This window comes from Pseudoduganella sp. jia 12, assembly GCF_055502675.1.
Window position 1 is genome coordinate 300,962 of sequence record NZ_JBUXKP010000003.1, and the last position, 24,428, is coordinate 325,389.

Annotated in this window: 22 protein-coding genes; 9 read left to right on the forward strand and 13 right to left on the reverse strand. The window is 66.5% G+C overall.

The genetic code is table 11. The annotated features are described in order from the left end of the window. Positions 1–58: 58 nt before the first annotated feature. From fliD to alr, 4 genes are all read right to left on the reverse strand, one after another. A complete protein-coding gene (gene fliD / locus ACY65G_RS07425) occupies positions 59–1,504 on the reverse strand; it encodes a flagellar filament capping protein FliD (RefSeq protein ID WP_464996720.1) in 1,446 nt (481 codons plus the stop codon). Positions 1,505–1,633: 129 nt separating this feature from the next. Next, entirely contained in the window at positions 1,634–1,954 is a 321-nt protein-coding gene (locus ACY65G_RS07430) for a PilZ domain-containing protein (RefSeq protein ID WP_464996721.1), read from the reverse strand. 130 nt (positions 1,955–2,084) lie between these two features. Continuing rightward, positions 2,085–3,458, reverse strand: coding sequence for a DNA repair protein RadA (gene radA / locus ACY65G_RS07435; protein ID WP_464996722.1), 1,374 nt, complete (start codon positions 3,456–3,458; stop codon positions 2,085–2,087). Continuing rightward, positions 3,458–4,546: an alanine racemase gene (gene alr / locus ACY65G_RS07440; RefSeq protein WP_464996723.1), complete on the reverse strand. Its 1,089-nt coding sequence runs from the start codon at positions 4,544–4,546 to the stop codon at positions 3,458–3,460. Before alr ends, radA begins: the two co-directional genes overlap by 1 nt. A gap of 209 nt (positions 4,547–4,755) precedes the next feature. Between alr and lplT the strand changes: the two genes are divergently transcribed. Both lplT and budC read left to right on the forward strand, forming a co-directional pair. After that, positions 4,756–6,003 (forward strand): lysophospholipid transporter LplT, encoded by a 1,248-nt coding sequence (gene lplT / locus ACY65G_RS07445; protein WP_464996724.1) that lies wholly within the window; start codon positions 4,756–4,758, stop codon positions 6,001–6,003. 360 nt (positions 6,004–6,363) lie between these two features. Continuing rightward, complete coding sequence (gene budC / locus ACY65G_RS07450; RefSeq protein WP_464996725.1) at positions 6,364–7,125, forward strand: meso-2,3-butanediol dehydrogenase; 762 nt, start codon at positions 6,364–6,366, stop codon at positions 7,123–7,125. A gap of 3 nt (positions 7,126–7,128) precedes the next feature. Here the strand turns inward: budC and ACY65G_RS07455 are convergent, their stop codons facing one another. Continuing rightward, a complete protein-coding gene (locus ACY65G_RS07455) occupies positions 7,129–8,157 on the reverse strand; it encodes a DUF1853 family protein (RefSeq protein ID WP_464996726.1) in 1,029 nt (342 codons plus the stop codon). After that, entirely contained in the window at positions 8,141–8,704 is a 564-nt protein-coding gene (locus tag ACY65G_RS07460; protein ID WP_464996727.1) for a uracil-DNA glycosylase, read from the reverse strand. Before ACY65G_RS07460 ends, ACY65G_RS07455 begins: the two co-directional genes overlap by 17 nt. Between ACY65G_RS07460 and ACY65G_RS07465 the strand changes: the two genes are divergently transcribed. Then, positions 8,704–9,027: a hypothetical protein gene (locus ACY65G_RS07465; protein WP_464996728.1), complete on the forward strand. Its 324-nt coding sequence runs from the start codon at positions 8,704–8,706 to the stop codon at positions 9,025–9,027. The genes ACY65G_RS07460 and ACY65G_RS07465 overlap by 1 nt on opposite strands. Before the next feature lie 135 nt (positions 9,028–9,162). On the opposite strand, the gene rimI is transcribed toward ACY65G_RS07465, so the two are convergent. Further along, on the reverse strand, positions 9,163–9,639 hold the full coding sequence (rimI, locus tag ACY65G_RS07470) for a ribosomal protein S18-alanine N-acetyltransferase (protein ID WP_464996729.1): 477 nt from the start codon (positions 9,637–9,639) through the stop codon (positions 9,163–9,165). Next, a complete protein-coding gene (gene tsaB / locus ACY65G_RS07475; protein WP_464997055.1) occupies positions 9,636–10,418 on the reverse strand; it encodes a tRNA (adenosine(37)-N6)-threonylcarbamoyltransferase complex dimerization subunit type 1 TsaB in 783 nt (260 codons plus the stop codon). Before tsaB ends, rimI begins: the two co-directional genes overlap by 4 nt. Before the next feature lie 130 nt (positions 10,419–10,548). Here tsaB and ACY65G_RS07480 point away from each other — a divergent pair, with 130 nt between their 5' ends. Continuing rightward, the gene (locus ACY65G_RS07480) at positions 10,549–10,971 is read left to right on the forward strand and encodes a thioredoxin family protein (RefSeq protein WP_464996730.1); all 423 of its coding nucleotides are present in this window, start codon (positions 10,549–10,551) and stop codon (positions 10,969–10,971) included. A gap of 33 nt (positions 10,972–11,004) precedes the next feature. On the opposite strand, the gene ACY65G_RS07485 is transcribed toward ACY65G_RS07480, so the two are convergent. Beyond that, positions 11,005–11,451 (reverse strand): winged helix-turn-helix transcriptional regulator, encoded by a 447-nt coding sequence (locus tag ACY65G_RS07485; protein ID WP_464996731.1) that lies wholly within the window; start codon positions 11,449–11,451, stop codon positions 11,005–11,007. A gap of 83 nt (positions 11,452–11,534) precedes the next feature. Between ACY65G_RS07485 and ACY65G_RS07490 the strand changes: the two genes are divergently transcribed. Next, positions 11,535–12,728, forward strand: coding sequence for an MFS transporter (locus ACY65G_RS07490; RefSeq protein WP_464996732.1), 1,194 nt, complete (start codon positions 11,535–11,537; stop codon positions 12,726–12,728). A gap of 16 nt (positions 12,729–12,744) precedes the next feature. Here ACY65G_RS07490 and ACY65G_RS07495 read toward each other — a convergent pair whose 3' ends face one another. Continuing rightward, positions 12,745–15,033, reverse strand: coding sequence for a xanthine dehydrogenase family protein molybdopterin-binding subunit (locus ACY65G_RS07495; RefSeq protein WP_464997056.1), 2,289 nt, complete (start codon positions 15,031–15,033; stop codon positions 12,745–12,747). A gap of 2 nt (positions 15,034–15,035) precedes the next feature. Continuing rightward, the gene (locus ACY65G_RS07500) at positions 15,036–18,152 is read right to left on the reverse strand and encodes an EAL domain-containing protein (RefSeq protein ID WP_464996733.1); all 3,117 of its coding nucleotides are present in this window, start codon (positions 18,150–18,152) and stop codon (positions 15,036–15,038) included. 181 nt (positions 18,153–18,333) lie between these two features. On the opposite strand from ACY65G_RS07500, the gene ACY65G_RS07505 reads away from it, so the two are divergent. After that, positions 18,334–18,846 carry a DUF1993 domain-containing protein gene (locus ACY65G_RS07505; protein ID WP_464996734.1) on the forward strand — a complete coding sequence of 171 codons (513 nt, stop codon included), beginning with the start codon at positions 18,334–18,336 and terminating at the stop codon, positions 18,844–18,846. A gap of 59 nt (positions 18,847–18,905) precedes the next feature. On the opposite strand, the gene ACY65G_RS07510 is transcribed toward ACY65G_RS07505, so the two are convergent. Further along, positions 18,906–19,100, reverse strand: a complete 195-nt coding sequence (locus tag ACY65G_RS07510; RefSeq protein WP_464996735.1) for a DUF1289 domain-containing protein — start codon at positions 19,098–19,100, stop codon at positions 18,906–18,908. After that, positions 19,097–19,672: a DUF1415 domain-containing protein gene (locus ACY65G_RS07515; RefSeq protein WP_464996736.1), complete on the reverse strand. Its 576-nt coding sequence runs from the start codon at positions 19,670–19,672 to the stop codon at positions 19,097–19,099. Before ACY65G_RS07515 ends, ACY65G_RS07510 begins: the two co-directional genes overlap by 4 nt. Positions 19,673–19,939: 267 nt before the next feature. Between ACY65G_RS07515 and ACY65G_RS07520 the strand changes: the two genes are divergently transcribed. The 3 genes from ACY65G_RS07520 (at position 19,940) to ACY65G_RS07530 (ending at position 24,284) form a co-directional block, all read left to right on the forward strand. Further along, the gene (locus ACY65G_RS07520) at positions 19,940–21,280 is read left to right on the forward strand and encodes a transglycosylase SLT domain-containing protein (RefSeq protein WP_464996737.1); all 1,341 of its coding nucleotides are present in this window, start codon (positions 19,940–19,942) and stop codon (positions 21,278–21,280) included. Between the two features lie 251 nt (positions 21,281–21,531). Continuing rightward, positions 21,532–22,323 (forward strand): enoyl-ACP reductase FabI, encoded by a 792-nt coding sequence (fabI, locus tag ACY65G_RS07525; protein WP_464996738.1) that lies wholly within the window; start codon positions 21,532–21,534, stop codon positions 22,321–22,323. Between the two features lie 434 nt (positions 22,324–22,757). Next, on the forward strand, positions 22,758–24,284 hold the full coding sequence (locus tag ACY65G_RS07530; protein WP_464996739.1) for a DEAD/DEAH box helicase: 1,527 nt from the start codon (positions 22,758–22,760) through the stop codon (positions 24,282–24,284). Positions 24,285–24,428: the final 144 nt, after the last annotated feature.

Genomic DNA, 24,428 nt, shown 5'->3' on the forward strand with positions numbered 1-24,428 from the left:
CGGGGCCTTCGAATTTTCCGGTCATGCGCCGTAGAAAAACCGGGACGAAAAACTGGTTTCACCCCCACCAGTTGAGCAGCATCCCCGTTCCGCCCATCTGCTCCTGCATCGTGTACATCTGTGCCAGCGCCTGCGCCTGGATGGTCAGCGTTTGCGCCATCAGTGCGCGCTGGCCGCTCAGCGTGTCGAGATCGTTCGTGGCGCGTTCCTGGGCGCGGCGGATGAGGCCATTCTCGGCCGTCAGCGTACCGAGGCGCTCGTCGATGCGGTCGGCCAGGCCGGCACCTTCGTTGGTGAACAGCCGGCTCACGCCATCGGGATCGTCGGCGATGGCCGCCTTCAGCTTGACGTCGTCCAGCACCAGCTTGCCGTCGGCATCGCGCGACAGGCCAACATCCGCCAGCCCCTGGGCAGAGGGGCCGGCGCCGCCGATCCGCATCGTCGCGTTCAGCTGCATGGATACCCTCGACAGCGCGTTATCGCCGCTCAGCGCGCCTTCCTGCAGCACGGCCAACTTGTCCGCCAGGGCGTTGTAGCCCTTGACGAAGGCGGCGACGTTGCTGGCGATCTGGCTGCTGTCCTGCGTGATCGCCAGCCGTGTCTCGCCCTTGCCGGACAGTGACAGCGTCACACCCTCGATGGCGCCGGTGACCGTGTTGGTGCTGCTCCGGTACTCCTTGCCGGCGATGGACACGATCGCATCCTGCGCGGCCTGCGCCTGCGCCATGCCGGTGGCGGCGGGATTTTCCGGGTCGAAGCCGATCGCGGCCTTCAGCGCCGCATCGCCGGCGACGCTGATCGACAGCGTCTGCGTGGCGCCCTCCTCGCCGTTGACCTGCAGCGCGTAGCCGCCGTTCGAGCGCACCACGGTGGCCTTCACGCCGGCATCCTGCAATGCGGCGGCGATGCCTTCCAGCGTATTGTTGCTGCTGTCGATCGTGACGGTTTGCGCCGTGCCGGCGCCAGGCTGGAAGCCATCCGCGCCGAGCGTGCCCCACTCCAGCTTGACGGTGGCGCCGAGGCCACTGCCGATCGCGGTGCTGGCGGCAGGCTGCACACCACTGTTGAGCACCTGGCCTTGCGCCAGCTGGCTGACATCGATCGCATACTTGCCGGGCCTGGCGCTGGCGGTCGTCGATGCCGTCAGCACCCCGCCCGTCGACACCGAGGCCGCCGTGGACAGCCCCGCCCCGGCCAGGCTTTCCGCCAGCGCCTCGAACGTATCGAGCGCGCTCTGCAGCTGGCCCAGGCCGGACAAACGGGTTTGCGTGCTGGCCAGGCTGGCGTTCAGCAGGTCGATATTGCCGCGCTGGGGGGCGAGAGCCTGCTGCACGCGGGCCGCGACCGAGGGCGACAGCGTGGTACTGCCCGTGAGCGGCGTGCCGCCGAGCATGCCATTCACGCCGCTCATGCCGTTGGTGCTGTTGGTGCTGTTGATCCCATACAAGGTGGCGATGGAATTCGTGCCGTACAGCGAGGCGAGGGTGCTGGTGTTGATGACCATGGAATCCTCCGATGTCGGACTATTATGATCCCATCGGCCGCGGGAATCAAAAGAGCGAACAGAACCGTGCTCGCCCCCGTTCTTTTCGATCAATCCTTGGCGGCTACGGTATCGCCACCTGCACCGCCCTCAGCGCAGGAACTTCGTGATCGCGGCCATCGCTTCCGCGTTCAGCGGCAGGAACACGAAGCCGACCTTGAATTCGCTGCCGGAAAAAATGCAATGGCTGACCTTGGTCCGGCACGTGACGATCTGCGGCTTGCCATCGACCAGCATCTCGAATACCACCTGCCCCAGCTGCCCCGGTTCGACCTTCGTGCCCGATGTCACCGACATCCCCGCCAGGCCCAGGTCAAAGGTGCGCGCGGGAACCGGCGCGGCGCCATCGATGACCATCATTGCCCTTACGCGCAGGATCTTGCGCACGCCCTGCCTTTGATCGACTAACACTTGAAAACCCTCGATAAGAAATGACTGCGGCCGGCGAAAAGCCGGCCGCATATTCTACTGTGCAACGATCGATCTTGCATTACTGAACTTCCTCGCAAGACCGCGGTTACTGCCGCGGTTACTGCCGCTGCTACTGCAACTCCCTCAGCCGGTTGAACGCATCGTCGATCCGGTCCACGCCGATGATCGTCATGCCTTCGATCGGCTGCTTCGGCGCATTCGCCTTCGGGATCATCGCGATCGAGAAACCCAGCTTGGCCGCTTCGCGCAGGCGTTCCTGGCCGCGCGGCGCGGGCCGGATCTCGCCGGCCAGGCCCACCTCGCCGAACACCACGAAGCCGCGCGGCAGCGGCTTGTTGCGCATCGAGGAATTGATCGCCAGCAGCACGGCCAGGTCGGCCGCCGGCTCGGTGATCTTCACGCCGCCCACGGCGTTGATGAACACGTCCTGGTCGAACGCCGCGATGCCCGCATGGCGGTGCAGCACCGCCAGCAGCATCGCCAGCCGGTTCTGTTCCAGGCCCACGGACAGGCGGCGCGCATTCGGCAGGTGGCTCGCGTCGACCAGTGCCTGGATTTCCACGAGCAGCGGCCGCGTGCCTTCCTGCGTGACCATCACGCAGGAGCCGGGCACCTGGTTGTCGTGCTGCGAGAGGAACAGCGCGGAAGGATTCGACACGCCTTTCAGGCCTTTTTCCGTCATGGCGAACACGCCCAGCTCATTGACGGCGCCAAAGCGGTTCTTGATGGCCCGCACCAGCCGGAAGCTCGAATGCGTATCGCCCTCGAAGTACAGCACCGAGTCGACGATGTGCTCGAGCACGCGCGGCCCGGCCAGCGCGCCCTCCTTCGTGACATGGCCGACAAGGATGATCGTCACGCCGGTCTGCTTGGCCACGCGCGTCAGTTGCGCCGCGCATTCGCGCACCTGAGCCACCGAACCGGGCGCGGACGTGAGCGCATCGGAGTACACCGTCTGGATCGAGTCGATCACGGCGACTTCCGGCTTCAGGTCGCCCAGCGTCTGCAGGATTTTTTCCAGCTGGATCTCGGCCTGCAGCTTGAAGTCCTTCGCGTCGATGGCGAGCCGCTTGGCACGCAGCGCGATCTGCGCGCCCGACTCCTCGCCCGACACATACAGCACGCTCTTGATGTGCGAGAGGTTGGCCAGCGCCTGCAGCAGCAGCGTCGACTTGCCGATGCCGGGGTCGCCACCGATCAGCACCACGCCGCCGGACACCAGGCCGCCGCCCAGCACGCGGTCGAATTCCTCGATGCCCGTGCCGAAGCGCGGCACGTCGAGCGCTTCGATCTCGGAGAGCGACAGCACCGGCGCCGTCTGCGCCAGCGCCTGGTGCGATTGCGACATGCGGTTCACGCCGCCCGTCTCGACCACCGATTCCACCATCGTGTTCCATTGCCGGCAGGCCGGGCACTGGCCGGTCCACTTGCTGCTCGTGCCGCCGCATTCGCTGCACACGTATTGGGTCTTTGCCTTGGCCATCAGTCTTCCTTCACTTGTACGCGCTGCGCCACCGCGCACATCAGTTCATAGCCGATCGTGCCGGCGGACGTGGCGACGTCGTCGATCGGCAAACCTTCTCCCCACAGCACCACGCGGCTGCCAACGCGTGCCGTGTCGATGCCGGTCAGGTCCACGGCCATCATGTCCATCGACACACGGCCCACGGTGCGGGTGCGCACGCCATCGACCACCACCGGCGTGCCGGTGGGCGCGTGGCGCGGATAGCCATCGGCATAGCCGCACGCCACGGTACCGATGCGCATCGCGCGGTCGGCCTCGAAGCGGCTGCCATAGCCGACGAAGTCGCCCGCGTCGATGTGCTGGATGCCGATCAGTTCACTTGCCAGCGTCATGGCCGGGCGCAGGCCGTAGCCATCCGCGCTGGCGCCACCCGGCGTGCCGCCATACAGCATGATGCCCGGGCGGATCCAGTCGCTGACCAGTTCCTCCCGCAACGCCGGCATGCGCAGCACGCCGGCCGAATTGGCCAGGCTCCACGCGGCGTCGATGCCCGCCGCGCCTTCGTTGAAACGGCGGATCTGCTCGCGGATCGGCAGGCACTCGTGCACCGCTTCGTCCGCATTGGCGAAGTGCGTCATCAGCGTGATCCGGCCCACGTGGGGGATGGCGCGCAGGCGCGCATACGCCGCGCCGAACTCGCCGGGCTTGAAGCCCAGGCGGTTCATGCCGGTGTTCATTTTCAGGTGCACGTCGACGGGCCGGGCCAGCGGCGTTCGTTCCAGCAGCGCGATCTGCTCGATGCAATGCGCGGCGCCTTCCAGGCCGTGCTCCGCCATCGCGTGCAGGTCGGCCGCATCGAACCAGCCCTCCAGCAGCAGGATCGGCCTGGTCCAGCCCATGCCGCGCAGCCGCACCGCATTGTCGAACTCGATCAGCGCCAGGCCGTCGGCGTCGGCAAAGCCGCGTAGCGCGCGCTGCAGGCCATGGCCATAGGCGTTGGCCTTGACCACGGCCCATGCTTTCGATCCCGGCGCGCAGGCGCGGGCGCGGGCCAGGTTATGCTGCATCGCAGCGACGTGGATGGTGGCAACGATCGGCCTTGGCATGACGGATGGACGCAATGCGCGTGAAATGGGAAGCCGACATTTTACCAAAGACCCTCCTCCCGGTCCTTCCTTAGGCGGGGCTTAAGGATGAGCCGCCATGCCGCTTCGCAGCAATCGAACGACCATTCGAATTGCCCTGCCGTTTTCTTTGGAAAGCATATCTTTCATGGTATAAAGCAAGCCGATATCGGTTTTAAGGCCCTTCCACAATGAATCGTGGTTTCTACACCATCATGGCGGCGCAGTTCTTTTCGTCGCTGGCGGACAATGCGTTGCTGTTCGTCGCGATCGACCTGCTGATCACGATGAACTCGCCGGCATGGATCACGCCGCTGCTGAAATTCCTCTTTGTGCTGTTCTACGTGCTGCTGGCCGCATTCGTGGGAGCCTTCGCCGATGCGCTGCCGAAGGGCCGCGTCATGTTCTACGCGAATCTCGTCAAGATCTTCGGCTGCGCCCTGCTCTTTTACGAAGTGCATCCGCTCGCGGCCTATGCGATCGTGGGCATCGGCGCCGCCATCTATTCGCCCGCCAAGTACGGCATCCTGACCGAGTTGCTGCCGCCGGAAAAGCTGGTGGCCGCGAACGGCTGGATCGAAGGCCTGACGATTTCCTCGATCATCCTCGGCACCGTGATGGGCGGCGCGCTCGTCAGCGACCGTGCCGAGTCCATCATGCTGGGCTGGGACATCGGCATCGACAACCCCGCCTACGGCGCGCTGATGATCGTGGGCGTGCTGTACATCACCGCCGCGGTGTTCAACCTGCGCATTCCGCTGACCGGCTGCGTGTATCCGCACCAGGAACGCAACCCGATCCGCCTGATCGAGGATTTCGCCAACTGCTGCATGGTGCTGTGGCGCGACAAGCTGGGCCAGATCTCGCTGGCCGTCACCACGCTATTCTGGGGCACCGGCGCCACCTTGCAGTTCATCGTGCTGGAGTGGGCCAAGCAGGCGATGGGCATGAGCTACGAGAAGGCCACCACGATGGTGGGCCTCGTGGGCCTGGGCGTGACCGTGGGCGCCATCATGTCCGCCAGGATGATCACGCTGCGCAAGTCGCTGTCGGTGATCCCGCTCGGCATCGCGATGGGCTTCATGGTGATGACGATGGCGTTCATCCACACGCCGCTGATCGCCTACCCGATGCTGATCGTGATCGGCGCGCTGGCCGGCTTCTTCGTGGTGCCCATGAATGCGCTGCTGCAGCACCGCGGCCACGTTCTGATGAGCGCCGGCCACTCGATCGCCGTGCAGAACTTCAACGAGAACCTGTCGATCCTGACGATGCTGGCCATGTACTCGCTGATGCTGCGCATGGACCTGGCGCTGAACACGATCATCATCCTGTTCGGCCTGTTCCTGTCGGGGACGATGATCGCCATCAAGCGGCTGCATGTGGCCAATCAGCGCGAGCACGATTCGCTGGCGCTGATCGGCGAGCACAAGCACTAAACGCCGCCGGCATCGCGAGCCGGGCCCGAACGGGCGCATCAAGGACACTCACCGGATACCGGCACGTGATGGTTGCATCCTCACTGCCGCGATCGTCTTCCGCGCCGCCCGCATGGTCACGGGTGGCTGCTTTCACTACCCGCCATCGTCATTCCCTTCCCATTTGCAGGCAGCCGCCGGACTGCGGGCGATCATCGCCCCCGCGTGCCGCGGTTTCCCGCGGCACGGATGGCACCGGGCTCAGGATTTCCTGGCACCACTGAAAAGCGGCGATTGCACTGCCGTGATATGGTTTTGGCCACATTTTCGTGAACCACACGGGGCGCAGGACACCGCCCCGGCCCGCATGAAAGGAAAAGAATGAACCGTTTCAAGGACAAAACCGTACTCGTCACCGGCGCCGCTTCCGGCATCGGCCTGTCGGCCGCCCGCCGGTTCCTCGATGAAGGCGCCCGTGTCGTGATGCTCGATATCGACGAAGCAAAGCTTCGCGAAGTCGCTGCCGCGATCCCGCAAGACCGCGTTCTCGTGCAGGCCGGCGATACCGCCGACAGGCAGACCGCAGCGCTCGCCGTGAAGGCCGCCGTCGAACGCTTCGGCGGTCTCGATATCCTGGTCAACAATGCCGGCATGGCGACCGAGGGCGACATCATGCAGACGAGCGAGGAAGACTTCGCCCGTGTCATGGCAGTCAACGTGGCGGGCTACTTCCACATGGCCAAGGCGGCGCTGCCCGAACTCGTGAAAACCCGCGGTTCGATCGTGATGACCTCGTCGGTCTCGGGCCTCGGTGGCGACTGGGAACTGTTCGCCTACAACACGTCGAAGGGCGCTGTCAGCAATATGGTGCGCGCGATGGCGATGGATGCGGCAAAGGATGGCGTGCGTGTGAACGCGGTCAACCCGAGCTTCACGAAAACGGGCATGACCGAGGACATGGTGGACGATCCCGAACTGGTCGCCGAGTTCCGCAAGCGCATGCCGCTCGGTGCGCCCGAGGATCCGGACGGTGTCGCGGCAGCGATCGCATTCCTGGCGAGCGACGACGCGCGCCTCATTACCGGCGTCAACCTGCCGGTCGATGCCGGGTTGATGGCCTCCAATGGGCAGCCGCACCAGTGAGCTTCATGCGGGCGGCTTCTGCCCCGTCTCACGCCTGACCGCCGCGCGCGCGGGCCAGTCGTCGCGCACGACGAAAGCCCGTGCCTCCTCCAGCAGCCAGCCGTCCACTTCGCGTACCGACGCGACCATCACCGGCGATGCATCGCCCTCGAATTTCTGCGCAAGGGCGGTGGCCAGTTCGCCACGGGAAAGCCGCGGCGGAACGGCGGGCAACGCTTCCCCTGCCGGCATCTTCCATGGCGCCAGCCACTGCAGGCGCGGCATCACCACGAAACGCTCGCCCGGGTGCCCGGCGCCGCCGGCAAAGGCGGACAGCGTGTGCCACCACCCGCGGCAATGATCCGGCGTGATGCCGGGGATGACCGGTGGATCGGCGGATGAATCGGCGGATGGATAGAACAGCCAGCCCTTGACGAGCGCCTGGGCCGACGTCACGGGCCGCGGCAGCACGGCCTGCGCGGCTGGGTGGAAAGCCAGTTCGAGCTGCTGCTCGAAGATCTTGCGCATCTTGCGGCCCAGCGTGTCGCCCAGGTTCGGCCCCACGAGCAGGTCGAAATCGTTCGTGCGGACAGTGCTGTCGAGGAGGTAGAACTTGGTGGCGAATTCGATGTGGCGCAGGCCGCCGTCGGGCTCGTCGAGCAGGAAGTCGAATTCGCCCACCGTTTCCTTGCCGACCTTCTGCGTGGCACGCACCTGCAGGCCATGCGCGGCCAGGATGCCCCGCTGCGCGAAATAAAAGGCCATCAGCTTTTCCGCGTACAGGCCCAGGCGGGTGTAGAAGCGCCCGCCCAGCGCGGCATCGAGCGGGGCCGGGTCGGCCTCGAGTGCCGCCAGCCACGCGTCGACGTCCGGTGAGACCGGGCCGAGCGATGCGAGGCGGCCGTGCCAGTACGGCGCTTGCGCGTCGAGCAGGTCGGGTGCATCGAGCAACCAGGCCAGCGCGCGCACGTGCGGGCGTGTCAGGTGATGCCAGCGGCGCTCGAAGCGCGCCTGGCCGGAGGATTGGCCCCCGTCCTCAGCGGCGGCCGGCATGGGCGGAACGCGCCAGGCACAGGTCGGACCATGCCCTGCCCTTGTCTTCCGGCTTTTTCAGCAGGTCGGCCGGGTGGAACGTGGCAACGACGGGCAGCTCGCCACCCGGGTGTTCGAAGCGCAGCACCTTGCCGCGCGCGGCCATGCCGAGCAGGCCCTTCGCCGTGACGCCGCCGAGGGTCAACGCCATGCCGGCGCCCGTCAGCGCCAGTTCGCGCTGCAGGTAGGGGCGGCAAGCGGCCAGTTCGTCGGACGCCGGCAGGCGCTCGCCGCCGTCGTCCGCGACCGGCCGGCATTTCACCAGCGTGGTGACATAGGCGCCGCGCTGCGCGGACAAGTCGACCGCCCGCAGCATGTTCTGCAGCAGCTGGCCCGGCTTGCCCGAGAAGGGCTGTTCCGCCTCCTCGTCGGCCCGCGTGGGCGCTGTGCCCAGCACGAGCCAGCGCGCATGTTCGTCGCCGTTGCCGGGCACCGCCGCGCGGCGCGTTTCGCACAGTCGGCAGCGGGTGCAGCTGCGCACGGCAGCCTGCAGTTCCGGCCAGTCCATTGCCGCGATTTCCTCGTCGGTGGCAGCGGTGCGCCCGCCCCCACGCCGGACCGGCGCGGCCGGCACGGCATCGAACCATGATGTGTCTTCGCCCGCTGGCGGCGCATCGGCCTTTGCACGCGGGGGCGCCGGCTGCTTCAGCGTGGGCGCCTTCGGCGGCGGTGCCGGCGCGTCATCGAACCAGGCCATATCGTCGCCGGATGCGGGCGGCGCCGGGGAAACGATGGCGGCCGGCGGCGCTGCGGCCGGCACGGCAGCGGGCATGGAAACCGGCGCAGGCCGCGCAGGCACCGGCACAGGCATGGCGGCTTCGGCTTCGATGACGGGCGGCTCTTCCTCGAAGGCCATCGCGGACCCGGCGTCGGCATGCACGCGGTCGCGCAACAGCCAGCGCGGCCCCATCCCCATCTCCCGCAGGAACGCGCTGCTGCGCTGGGACAGACTCATGGCGCGATCCGTCATAACGCGATCCGCATCACGATGGCATCCTCGCGCTTGCCGTCCGACGCCGGGTAGTAGCCCTTGCGGCGGCCGATCTCCGCGAAACCGTAGCGGCGGTAGATATCGAGCGCGCGCACGTTCGACGGGCGCACCTCCAGCAGCATCGATTCCATGCCCAGCCCGCGCGCGCATGCCACCGACTGGTTCAGCAGGAAGCGGCCCAGCCCCTTGCCCTGCCAGCGCGCGGCGACCGCCACGTTCAGCAGGTGCGCCTCGTCGACGACGGCCATCACGAGGAAATAGCCGAGCAGTTCGCGCAACGGGTCGCGCAGCACCCAGGCGTGGTAGCCGTGCTTCAGCGAGTCGGCAAAATTGGTGCGTGTCCACGGATGCGGATACACGTTGTACTCGACAGCCACGACTTCGTCCAGGTCGGCCTGCCGCATCGGTTCATAGACCAGGCGCCCCAGGTCCCATGCGGGGTTCTGCGTCATGAGGCAACCCCGGGTGCGGTCCCGGCCTGGCCCGCCGGCTTTTCTTGCGCTTGTTCTTGCGCTTGTTCTTGCGCTTTTTCGTTGTTGATCACGGCCCTCTCGGCCTTCGTGTACGCGACCTTGTTGCGCAGGTACAGCGGCTGCGCGTCGGCCGCGGCCATGCCCTGCCCCGCCGCGAAGGCCGCGGCGCCCAGGCGGGCCACCTGCTCCGCATGGGGCAGCACGGCCGTATCCGCGCCGGCCAGGAATGCCTTGCCGGCGAAGGCTTCGACATAGGCTGTCAATCCGTTGCCGCAGGCGAGCGGCTCCCCCTGCGGGTGCACATCCTGCGGCGCCGACAGCGCGGCAGGCAGCACGGGCACGGGCATCTCGTCCGCAAAGCGGTACTGCGCCCAGTACACCTCGTTCATCCGCGCATCGAGCACGGCCAGCACTTGCGCGGCGCCATGCCGCTCGCGGCAGGCCAGCGCCATGGCGTCGAGCGTGACGACCGGCACCAGTGGCAGGCCGGCGCCGAAACCCAGGCCCTGGGCAATGCCGCAGGCCGTGCGTACGCCGGTGAACGAACCGGGCCCGGCGCCATAGGCGATCGCGTCGCAGCCGGCCAGTGCGATGCCCGCTTCGGCCAGCAGTTCCTGCACCATCGGCAGTAACGTGGCCGAGTGCGTGCGCACGCCGTCGGAGCTGCGCGAAGTCAGGCGGCCGCCGTGCAGCAGCGCGCAGGAAGCCAGTTCGGAGGATGTTTCAAGGGCAAGAATAGTGGGGGAAGACTTTGACATAAACGGTATTTTACCTTGCGCGGCGGCGCCGGCCCAGCCATCGGCGGGCGCGGCGGCGCACGCATCGGTGGCCGCGGCAACGCAGGCATCGGCAGGCGCGGCGTGTCGTGCGACGCTGTACAATGCCGCCATGCACAGCACAACCCTACACGCCGACAACCGCGCCGAAGTGGCCGCCGCGCTGGCGCAGGACCACCTGGTCGTGGCCTGCCTGTGCGCCGCCTGGTGCGGCACCTGCTCCAGCTACCGCGCCGCGTTCGAGGAACTGGCCGCGCGCCACCCGAAAAAATATTTCCTCTGGGTGGACATCGAAGACCATGCCGACCTGGTGGGCGACCTGGACGTGGAAAACTTTCCCACGCTGCTGATCCAGCGCCACGAAACGGTGGCGTTCTTCGGCACGATGCTGCCCGACCCGAACGTGGCCAGCCGCCTGATCGACACCATTGCCGCCACCGACGACAACGAGCTGGATCGCCAGGCCGGCAGCACGGCCGAACGCCGGCAATGGCAGCAGGACTGCAACCTGCGCCAGCTGATGGGCACTGCCTGAATCACGGCTGGCCGGGATCGGCCGGCCCCCTCTTCACACGAGCTTCTTCACATACACGTCCGCCGCCGCCAGCTCCTTGCCGCCGGCGGTGCGCAGCGACAGGTCGCCGATGGCCTCCCCCGTATCCCTGCGCACCAGCACCGAATGGGACTCTCCGTCCGCGAACAGGTGGCGTTCTCCCCATCGGCGCAGCGCGACGATGACCGGGAACAGGTCTTCGCCCTTCGGCGTCAGCACATATTCCTGGTAGGCCGAGCCATCCGACGCCGGCTGGCTGGCGAGGATGCCCGCGTCCACCAGCTGGCGCAGCCGGTCGGCCAGGATGTTGCGGGCCACGCCGAGGCCGCGCTGGAAATCGCCGAACCGCCGCACCCCGTCGAACGCATCGCGCACGATCAGCAGCGCCCAGCGCTCGCCAACGAGATCCACGCCCCGCGCCACGGGGCATGGCTCCGCCGCATTGTTCCTTTTGCCCGCCATTCACGCCTCCACACAAGTAGTTGCATTTTAAAACCACAACGCTTACGCTACAAGTAGTTTTTATTTGCAACCATGAGGACGCCATGCATTTTTCCACCACCCGCCTCGCGCTGCTCGCCACGTCGGCCGCGCTGTGCGTCGCCAACGTCTATTACGCCCAGCCGCTGCTCGACCTGATCGGGGCCGACCTTGCGCTCGACCCGGCAATGGCCGGCGCCATCGTCACGTCGACGCAGGTGGGCAGCGTGCTGGCGCTGCTGTTCGTGGTACCGCTGGGGGACCGCTTCGACCGGAAACGCCTGCTGCTGATACAGCTCGGCGCCCTGGCGCTTGCGCTGGCCGGCGTGGCGACAGCCGGCCAGGTCATGCCGCTGCTGGGCGCGATGGCGCTGGCCGGCCTGCTGGGAACGGCGATGACGCAGGGCCTGATCGCCTGCGTGGCCGCCGCAGCCGATGCCGGGCAGCGCGGCCGCGTCGTGGGCGTGGTACAGGGTGGCGTCGTGCTCGGGCTGCTGGCGGCACGGGTCGTGGCCGGCGGTATCGCCGATCTCGCCGGCTGGCGCGCCGTCTATGCGCTTTCCGCCGCGTCGACGGTGCTGCTGGCGGCCCTGCTGTGGCATGCGCTGCCGGCCGTGCCGGCGCCGGTGCGCCCGCTGCCATACCGGAAACTCATCGGCTCGATGATGACACTGCTGCGCACCGACCGGGTCCTGCGCGAGCGCGGCGTCATCGCGTTGCTGATGTTCGCGGCCTTCAATATCTTCTGGAGCGCCCTGGCGCTGGAACTTGCCGGGCCGCCGCATGCGTTGCCGCACACGGCGATCGGAGCGTTCGGCCTGGTGGGATTGGTCGGCGCCCTGGGAGCGATGCGCGCCGGCCGCCTTGCGGACCGTGGCCGCGGCGAATGGACGACCGGCCTCGCTCTCGTGCTGCTGTGCGCGGCGTGGCTGCCGCTGGCCTTCACGCCGGCGTCGCTGGCGGCATTGGGCATCGGCATCGTGGCACTCGACCTTGCCGTGCAGGCGCTGCATGTGACCAGCCAGGGCATGGTCCTGCGCAGCGGCGACGCGCACGGCCGGCTGGTGGGCGCCTACATGCTGTTCTACGCCGCGGGCAGCGGCGCCGGCGCGCTGGCCGCGACGGCCGCGCATGCGGCGGGTGGATGGCACCTGGTCTGCCTGCTCGGCGCCGCCGTCAGCATGGCCGCGCTGGCATTCTGGCTGGCGGCCCGGCGCACGGCCCGGCACGGCGCCTGCCGCTTGCCGGGCCGGCCATGAACAGCTGCCCCTGCCGCTACGCCAGCCGCAGCGGCAGGCTGCGCAGCCGCTGCCCGGTCAGCCGGAACACGGCATTGGCCACGGCCGGCGCCACCGGCGGCACGCCGGGCTCCCCCACGCCTTCGGGCGGCGCGGTGGACAGCACGATCACCGTTTCCACGGTCGGCACCTGGCCCATGCGCAGCACCGGGTAATCGCCGAAGTTCGACTGCTGTACCGCGCCGCCCTCGATCGTGATCGCGCCACCCAGTGCGGCGCTCAAGCCGAATGCGACGGACGACTCCATCTGCTGCGTGACGTGGCCCGGGTTGACGGCCAGCCCGCAATCGATTGCGCAGACCACGCGGTGCACGCGGATCGCACCATCCTGCACGGACACCTCGGCGATCTGCGCCACGATCGTGCCGAAGCTCTGGTGCAGCGCCACGCCGTGCGCGCGGCCGGCAGGCGGCATGCCGGCCGCGCGCACCGCCGCATCCAGCACGGCCGCATGGCGCGGATGGGCAAGCAGCATCGCAGCGCGGAACGCCACCGGGTCCTTGCCGGCCGCATGCGCCATTTCGTCGATGAAGCTCTCCTTGAAAAAAGCGTTGTACGAATGGCCGACGGAGCGCCAGTTCCCCAGCGGCACCACGCTGTCCACCGCCGCATGGGCGATGCGCTGGTGCGCGATTTCATACTGCATGTCATAGGCGCCTTCGACGGTGGTCTTGTCCGGCCCCGCCGCCGGCACGCCCAGGTTGCGCAGCGTGTACTGGCCCGTCAGGGCGCCGCCCGCCCCGGTGAACTCCCAGCTCTTGATCGTGCCCGCCGCGTCGAGCGTGCCGGCCAGCCGCGCCACTGCCGCCGGGCGGTAGACGTCGTGCCGGATATCCTGCTCGCGCGTCCAGATCACCTGCACCGGCAGGCCATGGCATTCGCGCGCGATGGCCACCGCCTGCGCCACCATGTCGCCCTCGAGGCGCCGGCCGAAACCGCCGCCCAGCAGGTATTCATGCAGCTCCACCGCCTCCCGCGCCACGCCGCCGACGCTGGCGGCGATGCCGATGACGACCGACGGCGCCTGCGTCGACAGCCACAGACGCACCTTGCCGTCCGCCACCTGGGCGGTGCAGTTGACGGGCTCCATCGCCGCGTGCGCAAGGAACGGCACACTGTACTCGGCGCGGATCACGTGGCCCGGCACGTCGCCGCTGTCGTGCGCCCGCGCGGCGTCGACATCGCCCTGGCTGAAGTATTCGTGGTGCCCGTCGCCATCCAGCGCGCGGCGCAATCCACCGAGGATGGCCTCGCCCGACAGGTCCGCATGCGGGCCGGCATGCCAGCGCACCGCCAGCGCCTCGGCGGCCACCTTCGCCTGCCAGAACGTTTTCGCCACCACGGCCACGCCTGCCTGCGCACCCGTCTGCCCGCCGAACGCGCCATGCGCCGCGTTGCTGATATCGATCACGCTGAGCACGCCGGGCATGTGCAGCACGCCTGCGGGATTGATGCCGGCGATCGTGCCGCCGATCGCCGGCGCCATCCGCAGCGCCGCGTACACCATGCCGGGCGGGCGCGCGTCGATACCGAAACGTGCCGCGCCATCGACCTTGGGGCGGGCCTCGCGGCGCGGCACGTCGCGGCCGATCAGCCGGAATGCGTCCGGTTGCTTCAGCACCACGTCGCCCGGCGATTCGCGCGCAGCGGCCGCGGCGAAACTGCCATAGGTGGCACGGCGGCCGCTGGCGTCGTGGAACAGCTCTCCGCCATCGGTGCGGATGCCGGTGGGCGCCACGCGCCATGCCCGGGCCGCCGCGGCGACCAGCATGCCGCGCGCGGCGGCACCCGCTTCGCGCATCGGCAGCCACGCATCCTTGACCGACGAGGAACCGCCCGTCAGGCTGATGCCCAGTTCGCGCGCCACCTTGGCCAGCGTCCAGCGCGCGAACGCGTGCGCGGCGCCGGCATCGTCCGGATGGAACGGCAGCGCGTCGCGCAGGGCGGCGATGTTGGCATAGATCTTGTCAGGCGGCGCGGCGGAAATGGCCACGCGCGCCAGCGGCATGTCCAGCTCTTCCGCCACCAGCATCGGCAGGGCCGTGTGCACGCCCTGGCCCATTTCGGCGCGCGGCACGACGACGGTCACGGTATTGTCCGGCGCGAGCGCGATCCAGCCGTTCAGCGCCACGGCATCGCCGCCGAGCCGCAGCGGCTCCGCCGCGTGCAGGCGCTGCCGCGGCGGCAGCGCGCCCCAGCCCACCACGAGTGCGCCGGCCGTGGCGGAACCGGCCAGCAGGAAGCGGCGCCGCGTCCACTGCGCCATCGTCACGGCAGCCAGCGGCGGAGCAGGTCGTCCGGCATCACCGGACGGCTGTAGAAATACCCCTGCGCCAGGTTGCATCCATGGCGCAGCAGGAAGGCGGCCTGTCCATCCGTCTCCACGCCTTCGGCGATCACCGACAGGTTCATGCTCTTGCCGAGCTGGATGATGGCGATCGCGATCGCCTCGTCGTTGGCATCCTCGTGGATGTCCTTGATGAACGAGCGGTCGATCTTCAGCGTCTGCACCGGCATCTGCTTCAGGTAGGCCAGCGACGAATAACCGGTGCCGAAATCGTCGATCGCCAGGCTGACGCCGAGCGCATGCAGGCCGTTGATGTACTGCAGCGCATCGCCCGTGTTCATGATCAGCGATTCCGTCACTTCCAGCTGCAGCCGGCCCGGTTCGAGCCCCGTGGCGCGCAGGATGTCGTCGACGGTGCGCACGATCGAGCCCCGCTCGAACTGGCGCACCGACAGGTTGACGGCGATCTTCGGCACGTCCAGGCCGGCTTCCCGCCAGCGCACCATCTGCCGGCAGGCCTCGGCCAGCACCCATTCGCCGAGCTGGATGATGAAACCCGTGTCCTCGGCCAGCGGGATGAACTTGACGGGCGACACGAGGCCCAGTTCCGGATGGCTCCAGCGCACCAGTGCTTCCACGCCGACCAGCCGGCCAGTGTCGATTTCCACCTGCGGCTGGTAGTTCAGGAACATCTCGTCGTTCTCGATCGAGCGGCGCAGCCACGCTTCCAGCCGCAGGCGCTCCACGCCCTCGCCCGTCATCGACAGCGCATAGAACCGGTAGCCGTTGCGGCCGCGCGCCTTGGCCTGGTACATGGCCACGTCGGCATTGCGGATCAACACGTTCAGGTCCGTGCCATCGTGCGGATACAGGCTGACACCGATGCTGCAGGTGACGAACAGTTCGTGGCCCGCGACGATGAACGGCTGCTCGAACATCGCCACCAGCTTTTCGCACACCAGCGTGGCCGAGTATTCGCTGCCCACACCCTCGAGCAGTATCACGAACTCGTCGCCACCCAGCCGGGCCAGGGTATCGGCGTCGCGCAGCCGTTTGCGCAGGGCCTCGGCCACCTGCTTGAGCAACTGGTCGCCGATGTGGTGGCCCAGCGTATCGTTGACGTTCTTGAAGCGGTCCAGGTCGATGAACAGCAACGCCAATTGCTCCTGCGAGCGCCGCGCGCGGTCGAGCGAGTGCTGCAGCCGGTCGTTGAAGAGCAGGCGGTTGGGCAGGCCGGTCAGCGAATCGTGGTGCGCCAGGTGGTCGAGCTTGCGCTCGTGCTCCTTGACCAGCGTGATGTCGCTGAATACGCCGGCATAGTGCGTGGTGTAGCCGTGCGTGTCGCGCACCGCGGTGATCGTGAGCGCCTGCAGGAACTGTTCGCCGCTCTTGCGCAGCGCCCACAGCTCGCCCTGCCAGTCGCCCGTGGTGACCAGTTCCGTCCACAGGTGCTGGTGGAATGCCGCGTCATGGCGTTCCGAGCGGGTCAGGCTGATGTCGCGGCCCAGCGCTTCGGGTTCCGCATAGCCGGTGATCTGCGTGAAGGCGGGATTGACGGCGACGATGCGGCCTTCGCGGTCCACGACCACCACGCCATCGGCGATGTGTTCGAGCACGGTGGCGGAGAGCCGCGCCTTGTCTTCCGCTTCCTTGCGCGCGGTGATGTCGGCATACACCCAGATGCTGCCTTCGTTCGGGCGGCTCTGGTCGATCGCGCAACCGCTGACCATGCACCAGAACAGCGTGCCGTCGCGCCGGCGGTAGCGCCGCTCCTCGCTGAAGTACTCGCCCTGCCCCAGCGTGGGGTATTGCCGCACGCCGGCGGCCTCGAAATCGAACGACGTGGGGAACACGATGGCGGTCGACTTGCCCACCATGTCGCCCGGCTCGTAGCCGAACAGTTCCTCGCAGCGGCGGTTCACCGACATGATGGTGCGGTGGCGTACGAACATCACGCCGAACATCACATTGTCCAGGATCGCACTCTGCTCGGCCAGCAGCGCTTCGATGCGCATCTCGTTGTCCTTGCGCTCGCTGATGTCCGACAGGATGCCATCCACCCACGGCTGCCCGCCGCCCGGCGGCACCTGCGGCTGGCCCGTCTCCAGCACCCAGCGCTCGGTGCCGCTGGCATCGACGATGCGGTACTCGGCCTCGTACGAGCACCCTTCCTCGATGGCGCTTTTCAGGGCGCGGCGCTGCGCGCGGCGGTCTTCCGGCGTGATCAGGTTGACCCAGGAATGCGTGGTGCCGCGCATCAGTTGCGCGGCCGTGTAGCCGGAGATCTCCTCGATGGCGTCGCTGACGAATTCGATCGGGCCGTCCGGCCGGTAGCGGAACACGGCACCGGGTACCTGCGAGACGATCGTGCGGAACCGCTCCTCGCGCTGGCGCACGTCCTCGAAAAGCCGGCGCAGCGCCTCGCGCGTCTGTTCGAGCTGGCCGCCCAGGCTGCCGAGTTCGTCGTTGCCGCGGGCGTCGATGGGGGTGTCGAAGTCGCCGTGTGCCAGCCTGTCGGAAACGCGCATCAGGTGCCGCAGCGGGCCGATCACGCGCCTGTCCAGGAACAGGACGATCAGCAGCAGCGAAATGGCCAGCTGCGCGGCCAGCACGAAGACATAGGCCCAGCGCTTGTCGTTCAGTTCCTGGTAGCTGCGCGCATCGTCCATTTCGACCATCACGTGGCCGATCCGCTCGCCCCGCACCATCACGTCGCGCTCGGCGCGCAGCACGTTGCCGAGCCCGCGCGCCGGCGATTTCTCGTGGACGAACCGGATCTCGGCCTCGCCGGTGACCTGCACCTGCACGACCGAGGGATCGCGCATCACCGACTGCACCAGTAACCGGGCCGAATCGGCATTCATGTTCCACAGGGGTTCCTGCAAGCCGAGCGCGAGGATGTCGGCATTGCGCTGCAGGGTTTCGTTCAGCGCGGTGCGGGCCGATTGCTGCTCGCGCACGCCCACCAGCAGGTAGCTGCCGACGATCGCGGGCACGATCAACCCGCCCAGGACAACGAGCAGCAGGGAACCAACGATCGACTGGCCGTACAGCGCACCCAGCCGGGCACGCAGGCCGCGGGTCGATGGCTCCCTCATGCGGAAACGGCGGGCTGGAATTTCAAGAGCATCTTGAGCAGCGCGGTATTATCGTAGCGCAATTATGCACGCAAAGCGGCAAGCTAGCCACGTATGCCGTGCGGAACTGTAGCGCGCCGTCGTGCAGGCGTCGCTGTCCGCGCAAACTTGCTATGATGCCCACTCTTTGACAGGAGTTCCCATGAGTTTTTCGATGTATTCCGCTTCGGTGCCCGTGTTCCACCAGATCCTGAACAGCCTGCTCGAGATCCTCGACAAGGCTGAAAAACATGTCGAGACCACGCGGATCGACCCGAACGCCCTGCTGCAGTACCGGCTGTTCCCGGACATGCTGCCCTTCGCGCGCCAGATCCAGATCGCCGCCGACTTCGCCAAGGGCGCGGGCGCCCGGCTGGCCGGCCAGGAAGTGCCGTCGTATGAAGACACGGAAAAGACCTTCGCGGACCTGAAGCTGCGCATCAAGAAGACGCTGACCTTCCTGGACAGCCTGCCGCGCCACGACATCGAACACAGCGCCGAACGGGCGATCACCACCGGCAGCGGCGACAAGACCCGGCACTTCACGGGCCAGTCCTACCTGCTGCATTACGCGCTGCCGCACTTCTTCTTCCACGCCACGACCGCCTACGACATCCTGCGGCACAACGGCCTCGATATCGGCAAGAAGGACTTTATCGGCACGATCCCGCAGTGACAAAACCGGGGATGGACCGGCGCCCCGGCCCGTCCCCAGTTTTGCTGGTGATTACGTGGTTAGCCGTTGCGGCGGGGATAACCCTGCGCGAGGATGCGCTGCCAGACCTTTTCTTTTTCGTCGGCGGACATCGATACCCAGTGCGCGACTTCGATATAAGTGCGGCCGCAGCCGCGGCAGATGTCGTCGAACGTGGTCGAGCAGACCGCCACGCACGGCGTATCCGGGCGCTCGGGAAGCTTCTCGTCGCTCATTGCTTCGCCTGCGGGAACAGCTTGTCCCAGCCTTCGTGGCCGAGGTCTTCCATCGTTTCGATGTTTTTCTCGAAGATGGCTTCCGCTTCCGGGAAGGCCTCGACGGCGCGTTCGACGCTGTCCTCGCGCAGCAGGTGCAGCGTGGGATAAGGGGAGCGGTTCGTGTAGTTGCCGATATCGTCCGGCTCGGTATCGGCGAACTGGTAGTGCGGGTGGAAGCTGGCCACCTGCAGCTCCCCATCGAGCCCCATGTCTTCGAGCGCCGCGTCGGCCACGTCGAGGAACTCGTTGTACTCCTCGAAGTCAGTCAATACGAGGGGATGGATGATCATGGTCGTGTCCACCTGCTCGGCAGGTGTGTCGGACAGGTATTGCAGTTCGTTCATCAGCATCTCGAGCAGCTCTTCGGGCGTGGCGGCATCGGACACCACATACCGGATCTGCTTCTTGACGTGCACTGCCTTGGCAAACGGACAAAGGTTCAGGCCGATCACGGCCTTTTCCAGCCATTGTTCGGTTGCCGCGATGACGCCCTCATGGTCCATGTCGCTCTTGCTCACGTTATTGTTCATGTTCAACTTCCTGGGTTCTGAAATGCTGGTCCATCATTCTACGCACCGAATGCCATTTTCGCCATTTCCTGCCAATTTGACGCGATCCACAGGGATCTTGCATTTATTTTTCCCGATTCCGCTGCTCAAGTTTTTTGTAACCGTGCCGACATATTGCTTGACGGCGACCCAGCAACATCCTTAAACTCGGCCTTTGAATTGGTAGTCCGTCCCCGCGCTGGGCCTGCCCTGGTTAACCTGACGACAACACAATGGAGCACTATGCGAATGAAGTTCATCTCCCTGCTGGCGGCGCTCGCCGTGGCACCGGCGATCGGCCAGGCGGTCGAGTCCCAGGACTCCCTCCCGCTGATCCCGCTGTCCTCCGCCATCAAGGCACCTGCACCCAATCTCGCCACTCCCCCCGCATACGCCACCAAGGCATCGATCGACGACCCGTTTCGTGAAACGGACGTGTGGAACCGCATCCGCACCGGCTTCTCGATTCCCGACCTGAACAACCCGCTCGTGACCAAGCATGCCACCTGGTATGCCGACCGTCCGGACCACATGGCGCGCACTTCGGCGCGCGCCTCGCTGTACCTGTTCCACGTGGTGACGGAACTGGAAAAGCGCAACATGCCGACGGAACTGGCCCTGCTGCCGTTCATCGAATCGGCATTCAATCCGGTGGCCGTATCGAGTGCGAATGCCGGCGGCATGTGGCAGTTCATGCCCGGCACCGGCCGCGATTTCAACCTGAAGCAGAACGCGTTCAAGGATGACCGCCGTTCCGTGCTGGCGTCCACCGATGCCGCGCTGACCTACCTGCAGAAACTGTACGACATGTTCGGCGACTGGCAGCTGGCGCTGGCCGCCTATAACTGGGGCGAAGGCTCGGTGCAGAAGGCCATCGCGAAGAACCGCGCCGCCGGCAAGCCGATCGATTTCGACAGCCTGGCCCACCTGATGCCGGCCGAAACGCGCAACTACGTGCCGAAACTGCAGGCGGTGAAGAACATCGTCGCGAACCCGGCCCGTTTCGGCCTGTCGCTCCCGCTGATCCGCAACGAGCCGTATTTCACGGCCGTCGACAAGACCAGCGACATCGACCTGGCCATCGCCGCCCAGCTGGCCGAGCTGTCGGTCGATGAATTCAAGGCCCTGAACCCGCAGTTCAAGCGCCCCGTCATCACCGGCGGCGAGCAGACCCAGATCCTGCTTCCAAAGGAAAATGCGGAGAAATTCCACCTGAATCTGGCGCAATGGGGCCAGGCGCTGTCCACCTGGACCACGCACCGTGTCAGCAGCGCGCGCGAAAGCATCACGTCGCTGGCATCGAAGTTCCGCACCACGCCCGATGTGATCCGCAAGGCCAACAACCTGCCGTCGCGCGGCGTGCTGACGGCCGGCTCGACGATCCTGGTGCCGAAGATTTCCACCAGCACGCATATCGACATTCCCGTCGAGATCGCCGACAACGCGACCGTCAACGTGGCCGACGAAGCAGTGGCCAAGCGCAGCAACTACCGCAAGGCCAAGGCGTCGAACGGCAAGTCGGCATCGAGGATCAAGCTGGTCAAGGCGCGCGTGTCGCGCGACCAGGCTGGCAAGAAACGCAGGAACTGATCGGCCAGGCCGGTTACGTCCAGCACAGCGAGGCTGCGCGGCCAATGGCCCCGCAGCCTCGATCGTTTCAAGGACCGGCCGTGGCGCGGCCACCGGGTTCCGTAGCGATCCGCCAAGCTTGCAGCCGCCGCCCCCAAGCCATACAATCTCGATCCTGCGGTAATGCGTACCCGTCCTCGATTGGTCCGTCACCAACTAGAATAACAACCCATGCTTGCGCCGACTGCGCGCAACAGGCAATTGGAGTAATCATGGCTTTCTTGCAAGGCAAAAAAATCCTCATCACCGGCTTGCTGTCCAACCGCTCGATCGCCTACGGCATCGCGCAGGCCTGCCACCGCGAAGGGGCCGAACTGGCCTTCACCTACGTTGGCGACCGCTTCAAGGACCGCATCACCGACTTCGCCGCCGAATTCGGCAGCAAGCTGGTGTTCGATTGCGACGTGGCCAGCGACGAGCAGATCGAAGCGCTGTTCCGCGACCTGGGCCAGAGCTGGGACAGCCTCGACGGTTTCGTGCACGCGATCGGCTTCGCGCCGCGCGAGGCGATCGCCGGCGAATTCCTCGACGGCTTCTCGCGCGAGAACTTCCGCGTGGCGCATGACATCTCCGCCTACAGCTTCCCGGCCATGGTGAAGGCCGCGCTGCCGCTGCTGAAGGAAGGCTCGTCGGTGCTGACCCTGTCGTACCTGGGCGCCATGCGTGCGATCCCGTACTACAACACGATGGGCCTGGCCAAGGCTTCGCTGGAGGCATCGGTGCGCTACCTGGCCGAGAACCTGGGACAGAAGGGCATCCGCTCGAACGGCATCTCGGCCGGTCCGATCAAGACGCTGGCCGCCTCGGGCATCAAGGATTTCTCGAAGCTGCTGGGCTTTGCCGCCAGCCATGCGCCGCTCCGTCGCAACGTGACGATCGAGGAAGTAGGCAACACGGCGGCGTTCCTGCTGTCGCCACTGTCCTCCGGCATCACCGGCGACATCATCTACGTCGATGGCGGCTTCTCGCACGTGATGGGCCTGAACGCCAGCGACTACCAATAATTTCGCCAGCCCGCCCGACGGCGCCGCCGCAACGCGGGCGCCGGCATCATCGCCCGGACTGCACGGTTCAGAAAACCGTGCAGGAATGAATCAAATCGGGTATGATGTCCTTTGTGCGTTGCAACAGACTTCGCACAAAGAAGAAGAACATAAGATTTATTCAGCTATTTAATCAGCTTCGCAAGCCTTCGCGCATCACGGTTTCTTTGCTCGCGCTGTGTTCCATACAGCCAATGCTTATGTCCTGATGGCGCTTATAAAAAGCCCCCCGCCCCAGTGTGTCGCCGCAAATCATCGCTGCATGACACCGTCCCGGCGCAAAGCTTTTGTGCCGAAATATCTATTCATGTTGTTTAGAGTCATTTCGTTCGGTTGGCGTAGCTATGTTGCGTTCTGCGCTTGTGCAGAAACGCGCAATTTTACGAAAGATATACATGAGTTTTGAAGCACTAGGTCTCCACGCATCGATCCTGAAAGCCCTGACCGATTCCGGCTACACCACGCCGACGCCAGTCCAGGAGCAAGCTTTGCCTGCCGCGATGGCCGGGAAGGATCTGCTGGTTTCCTCGCAAACGGGCTCCGGCAAGACCGCGGCCTTCATGCTGCCGTCGCTGCATCGCCTGGCCGAACTCGCGCCGGCGGAGTCGGCCGGCCGCACGCCGAACCAGGAAAAGCAAGCCGCCCAGGCGCGCGGCGAGCGCCCGCGTTTCAAGGCAGCCCAGCCGAAGATGCTGGTACTGACCCCGACCCGCGAACTGGCTTTGCAGGTCACCACGAACACCGATAAATATGCCGTCAACCTGCGTCGCCTGAAAGCCGTGGCGATCCTGGGCGGCATGCCTTATCCGAAACAGATGCAACTGCTGTCGCGCAATCCTGAAATCATCGTGGCCACGCCGGGCCGCCTGATCGACCACATGGAATCGGGCAAGATCGACTTCTCGCAGCTGGAAATCCTGGTGCTGGACGAAGCCGACCGCATGCTCGACATGGGCTTCATCGACGACATCGAGAAGATCGTCGCCGCCACGCCGGCAACGCGCCAGACGATGCTGTTCTCGGCCACGCTGGAAGGCACCGTCGGCAACATGGCGCGCCGCATCACGAAGGATCCGATGACGATCCAGATCATGCAGGCCGCCAACAAGCACGAAAACATCACGCAGCGCGTGCACTTCGTGGACGACCTGTCGCACAAGAACCGCCTGCTCGACCACCTGCTGCGCGATGAATCGCTGGACCAGGCCGTGGTATTCACGGCCACCAAGCGCGATGCCGACACGATCGCCGACCGCCTGAACATCGCCGGTTTCTCGGCCGCCGCACTGCATGGCGACATGCACCAGGGCGCCCGCAACCGCACGCTGGACAGCATGCGCCGTGGCACCGTGAAGGTGCTGGTGGCAACCGACGTGGCCGCGCGCGGCATCGACGTGCCGACGATCACGCACGTGTTCAACTACGACCTGCCGAAGTTCGCCGAAGACTACGTGCACCGCATCGGCCGCACCGGCCGCGCCGGCCGCAACGGCCTGGCGATCTCGCTGGTGAACCACTCGGAAAACATGAACGTGCGCCGCATCGAACGCTTCACCAAGCAATCGATTCCGGTCAACGTGGTGGAAGGTTTCGAGCCGAAGAAATCGGCGGCACCGCGTTCCGCCGCCCGTCCGGGCTGGAAGCCGGGCGAAGGCCGCAAGCCGGGCCAGCGCAGCTTCACCCCGCGCGATGGCGCACCGCGTGACGGCGGCTTCGCCCGCGACAGCAGCCACTACCGCAGCGAAGGCACCCCGTTCCGCGCCGAAGGCCGTCCGGAAGGCGGCTTCCGCAAGGAAGGCGCACCGCGTCCTGAAGGCGGTTTCCGCCGCGAAGGCGCCCCGGCCCGCAAGGAAGGCGGCGGTTTCCGTCGCGACAGCGCACCGCGTTCCGACGCACCGCGCCGTCCGTGGGGCGAGCGCTGATCGCCAGCGTAGCGTGCAGTAAGTAAAAGCCGCCGGGTTCGCCCGGCGGCTTTTTTCATGGCGCTGTACGCGTAAACCTGGGGAACTTCCCTGCGGAATCGCCGTCTGACCTTCTGTTGAGATACTTCATGCAGACATGGAGGG